General features: G+C 31.4%; 5 protein-coding genes and 3 pseudogenes. All 8 read right to left on the reverse strand.

Annotation, left to right across the window (positions count from 1 at the left end; all coding sequences use genetic code 11):
- Positions 1-70, reverse strand: a pseudogene (locus tag Q4Q35_RS09430) (single-stranded DNA-binding protein); the annotation flags it as partial.
- Between the two features lie 169 nt (positions 71-239).
- Positions 240-2,597: a DEAD/DEAH box helicase family protein gene (locus Q4Q35_RS09435; RefSeq protein ID WP_437439743.1), complete on the reverse strand. Its 2,358-nt coding sequence runs from the start codon at positions 2,595-2,597 to the stop codon at positions 240-242.
- Positions 2,589-3,213, reverse strand: a pseudogene (locus Q4Q35_RS09440) (TOTE conflict system archaeo-eukaryotic primase domain-containing protein); the annotation flags it as partial. The gene Q4Q35_RS09435 and the pseudogene Q4Q35_RS09440, both read right to left, overlap by 9 nt.
- 130 nt (positions 3,214-3,343) lie before the next feature.
- A complete protein-coding gene (locus Q4Q35_RS09445; RefSeq protein ID WP_303277726.1) occupies positions 3,344-3,640 on the reverse strand; it encodes a type II toxin-antitoxin system RelE/ParE family toxin in 297 nt (98 codons plus the stop codon).
- Positions 3,637-3,867 carry an addiction module protein gene (locus Q4Q35_RS09450; RefSeq protein WP_303277727.1) on the reverse strand — a complete coding sequence of 77 codons (231 nt, stop codon included), beginning with the start codon at positions 3,865-3,867 and terminating at the stop codon, positions 3,637-3,639. The genes Q4Q35_RS09445 and Q4Q35_RS09450 overlap by 4 nt, the downstream gene beginning before the upstream one ends.
- 67 nt (positions 3,868-3,934) lie before the next feature.
- Complete coding sequence (locus Q4Q35_RS09455) at positions 3,935-4,267, reverse strand: single-stranded DNA-binding protein (RefSeq protein ID WP_303277728.1); 333 nt, start codon at positions 4,265-4,267, stop codon at positions 3,935-3,937.
- Complete coding sequence (locus Q4Q35_RS09460; RefSeq protein WP_303277729.1) at positions 4,254-4,517, reverse strand: helix-turn-helix domain-containing protein; 264 nt, start codon at positions 4,515-4,517, stop codon at positions 4,254-4,256. The genes Q4Q35_RS09455 and Q4Q35_RS09460 overlap by 14 nt, the downstream gene beginning before the upstream one ends.
- Positions 4,518-4,536: 19 nt before the next feature.
- Positions 4,537-4,696 (reverse strand): annotated as a pseudogene (locus Q4Q35_RS09465) (single-stranded DNA-binding protein); the annotation flags it as partial.

Raw genomic sequence — 4,696 nt, forward strand, 5'->3', positions numbered from 1 at the left:
CTAGATTAATAATTTCTGGATCGTTTCCTAAGTTACCAATCAACTGTACTTTGTTTCTAAGCGTGTTCATAATTTTAAATTTTAATGTTAAACAGTTAATACAATTGAACCTTCTATGATTCAACACTGCAAATATGAAACGGTATTCAAATTTTATTCGGTTAATAAATATTTAAACACGTTTGTAAGTGTTTGTAGTCGTTTGTAATCGAATAATTCGGCGTGTCTAGGGGGAGTTTTTAAATTAATCGCTCTTCTAAAGCATTCTTCCATTTATAGAATGCTCTTTTATCTTCGCTATAATCATGAATAATTTTACTAAAGTTTTCATTTTTTGTTTCCAAAAATGATTGACGACCATTATTACGAATCCAATTCAACTTCTGATTTATTTGTTCTAATTCTTTTTTGAATTGTAAAGTTTCCTTGGAAAGATGCCAAACATATGTAGCTTCTTGAGTATCTAATGTTTCTAAAACGATATGTTGTTTTTGTTGCCCTTCAAGTAAGAAAACAAAAGAAAATGGATGTAAAACGAATCTTATTTTTAAAGTTTTGTGGTTATGTCGTTTTGCTAAATATAGAAGCTGTTTGTGATGAACATAACTATTATTTTTTAAAAGCATTTCTAATAAGTTATCTTCATTGTTAAACAAAGCTCCTATGGTTTTATGAACTTCATCAGAACCTTCATCATTTCTGGTCTTTCCATTCTTAATAAAATGCTGTTCAACAAATTGAAATTTTACACTATCGACTATCTCTTTATTAATACGACTGATATCATCTGATGTAGTTAATTGAGAAACAATAGTATCATTTTCGAATCCAACCTGAATCCTAATATTAACCGATTTTGAATTTAAAACTTTTGAAAAGTAAGGTTTTAATACCTCAAATTCCGATTGTATTTCTTCATTTTCTATTTCAAATTGTAGTGAAGTTTGGGCTGATATCTTATATAAAAAGCAAACCATTCCGTAATGGAAGTCTAAATCGTTAATCGGCACTTTTATAACTTTGTCAATGTCCTCATATTTTTTTGAGTCTATTTCAATGGTTTCTTTTAAATCATCAAATAAAGTAGCTTGACGATCAAGATTTCGATAGTAGGTGTTTCTCTTTAAAAAGAGCTTATTGAGATATGGAATTTGCTTATCTCTATAATCGTAAATTACAGGAGTTAACTCAGATCGTTGTACTCTACCAATATATTGAATTAACTTACCTTTAAAAGCGAAAGGATAGACTAAAAACAAAGAAGATACACTTTGAATATCTGTACCTTCTCCAAAGAATTGCCCAGTAGTTATAATAGCTTGATAATTTCCTTGTTCAATACTATTCCACTTTGATTTGCGAGAAGTTGTATTGTCCTCTCCAGAAATTGGAATAATTTCATATTGATTTTTAAGATATTGATAAAGAACTTCGATATGCTCTTTTCGTTCGGTAATGACTACTGCTTTTCTACCACTATTCAATTCATTTTTAATATCGTTTAATATCAATTTATTCCTTTCGGAATCGTGAATCAATATTTTAGAAAGTGTTTCAAAATGATCTGTTTTGGAATTAAAGGGAACATTTAGGGTTGTATCTCGAATTATAATCCGTGCTTTTTTGTAAGAGTCAATTTCTTGAGGTTTGATTTCAGAAATAATATCCCCTAAATACACAAAGAGTAATTTTTCATCATTATTTTTCCGAAAAGGTGTCGCTGTTAGCCCGTATTGATAATATGGGGACAAACGGTGAATAACTTCCCGAAAAGATTTAGCTGGAATGTGATGACATTCATCAATAATAACAGTTCCAAAAGCAGATATCAATTTCTCAGCATCGTTATCACTAGATAGCTTTTTTGCTAACGTTTGAATTAATGCAACTGTAACATGCTTTCCAATCTTCATTTTCCCTTGACCGATTTTGCCAATGTCTCTTTTAGGAATACCAAAAAATGTTTCAATCCTATCCATCCATTGTTCAGCAATTTGCTTTCTGTGGGTAATTATTAGTGAAGGTTGCCTTTTCTGCTGAATAATTTTAAGTCCCATAACTGTTTTTCCTGAGCCTGGTGGAGCAACAATAATTCCGAAATTTTTTCTTGAAGCTATTTCTAAGGGGAGGTGTTGATGTTTTAGCAATCGAATTGAAGATGAAAACTCAACATGTTCCAGAAGCTTTCTTTGATCTGAAAATTCATAATTAATGTCATTCTGTTTACAAAACCTAATCAATTTTCCTATAAACCCTTTCGGAATTTCAACAGTGTTATCAGTTTCTTCGATAAGTTTGAAATAGCGTTCCGTTTTCCAGGTGCTTCTTCCTGTTTTCTTTTTAATGGCATAATCCGTATTGAAAAAATTCAAGTTTTCTTTGAGAAAACTAACAAGAGGAGGAGTTAAACCATTTTGATTAATCACTACACTGTTTTTAAGAGTAATCTGTAATTTTGCAGAATTGGAAACGTTATCTTCGAAAAGGGGTTTATTGTCGTCTTTTTGTTCAGCTAATTCTTTTAAAATGTCATCTAGGTAAGTTGTTGAAACTTTTTCAATACTATTCAAGAATTCCCATTGATTTTCATATGACACAAAGGAATCCGGGTCAATAAAACATGAGTTTCCATATTTTAAAGTTTCTCCATGAAAGGGGAGAGCAATAAGGTTCCCAAGACCTTTTCCTGATAAATAATCTGTCAAAACTTGTGTTTTTGTCAAATACGGAAAAAATACCTACTTCCTCAAAAAGTTTTAGTATAATTTTTCTACTTTTTACGGCAGGGTAAGGTTTACCAAAGAATATCCAGACGTGTCCGCCATTTCCTGAACGAGAACGTTCTAAGTAGGCAGGAATTCCGTTTCTTTTACAAACTTCTATAGCTTTTTTGGATTGCTCTTTCCAATCTTTTTTATCAAAATCCGCGACGATGAACCATGAGGTATTATCTTCCAAAAGTGGATAAATTCCCATAAATTGACTACCATTTAAGTGTTTTGATAACTGATGGTCATCTAATTTTAAATAGGTTTTATCGTTATAATCTTTGAATGTTCCGCCTCTTTGTTTATGAAGACGATACATATAGGGATCATAAGAGTACGCAGGGATATAACCACTTTTATTGTTTTTATCCCAACGCAGTGCAAATACATCTTCACGCCCTTTGAATAAGGATTTTATAAGTTGTATTTGCTGATTTGTAGTCATACCTTTTATATATCGTAAGCTTTAATTTCTAACTATCCTACAAAGATATTAAACGATTGAACTCATAAAAAAAACCCTAAAAATTTTAGAGCTTTTTTGAGATATTTTATTTCGGATCACATAGGTGAATTTATAAACGTTTAGACCAATTTTTAGGATCTTTACTAGTATGAAAAACGGCTATAACTTTTATGGTGTTTTTATCGATAATATAGTGAATTCCAAAGGGAAAAACATTTGTAAAATAGATATGTACATTACCGTATCGTTTTTGAAGCGTTTCCGGTTGCTTTGAAATGTAATCTATACCACGTTTGATGTCTTTTTGGAACTTTTTAGAAAGTCCAGTTTTTTGAGATTCATACCAAAAAGATGCTTCGGTGATATCAAAAATAGCTTCATCTGAAACTAAAACGGTATAACTCATAAAGCTTGTTTAAGCTTCTGTTCAACTTGCTCCCAAGTATAGAATTTGGTTTCACCTTTCTCCAATCGTTTTAATCTTCGATCCAATTCTTCTTTATGAGACTCTGGAAGTTCATAGGATGAGTCTTGCTCTTCCTTAAATATCATTTTGATTTTTTTAATAAGAGATTCCTTTTTAGTTTCAAGAAGTAACTTAACAAGTTCTATTTTTTCGGCCTGTAAATCCATGATATTTATATTATATAGCTAAATTACATAAATTAAAACTAAAAAAGGAATCTTTTTTATTTGACCATTATTTGCTCAACATCAAGAGCTCACTAACAAAAACCTCAGTCGCATAACGTTTGTTACCGTCTTTATCATCCCAACTACGATTAGTCAGCTTACCTTCAATAGCAATTTCTTTACCTTTGGTTACATAGTTCTCAACAACATTCACAAGGCCATTTTTAACAACTACAGGATGCCAATAAGTACGCTCTACTTTGTTCCCGTTTTTGTCTTTGTAACTATCATCTATTGCTAAGTTAAACTTTGCTATTTTACCACCATCTTCAAAAGTGATAATTTCAGGGTCTTGTCCAAGTCTTCCAATAAGTTGTACTTTATTTCTAAGTGAGTTCATAATTTTCAATTTTTAAAGGATTATAAATTCGTGGGTCGTAGCCCATAAATTTGATTATTTTTTTTGTGTTTTCTGGAGTAGGTTCTGTAAGTCCATGCTCCCATTTATAGATTGTAGAATCGTAAACTTCAAACTCTAACGAAATTTCAAAAGCAGAGTAACCATATGCGATTCTATATTGCTTTAAATAGTTGCCAATTGAGGATGGGTTTACGGGATAGCCTTTAGGCAATGGTTTGGAGGCTTCCAATTCGATTTCGCAAATGGTCAACGATGTGGTGCCATTGTGTGTCTGTGATTTTTTCACCGTTATTATTCGTGTAGCTTTCGTTGGTTGCAATAGCAAACTTTGCTAATGTTTTACCTGATTCTAGATTAATAATTTCTGGATCGTTTCCTAAGTTACCAATCAACTGTACTTTGTTTCTA

The sequence above is a fragment of the Flavivirga aquimarina genome (assembly GCF_030540835.1).
GTDB classification, from domain to species: Bacteria; Bacteroidota; Bacteroidia; order Flavobacteriales; family Flavobacteriaceae; genus Flavivirga; species Flavivirga aquimarina.

What these genes read in the sequence shown, in the direction of transcription:
- Q4Q35_RS09445 (WP_303277726.1), bottom strand. Translation starts at nt 3,640, where the DNA reads ATGAGTTATACCGTTTTAGTTTCAGATGAAGCTATTTTTGATATCACC.
- Q4Q35_RS09455 (WP_303277728.1), bottom strand. Translation starts at nt 4,267, where the DNA reads ATGAACTCACTTAGAAATAAAGTACAACTTATTGGAAGACTTGGACAA.
- Q4Q35_RS09450 (WP_303277727.1), bottom strand. Translation starts at nt 3,867, where the DNA reads ATGGATTTACAGGCCGAAAAAATAGAACTTGTTAAGTTACTTCTTGAA.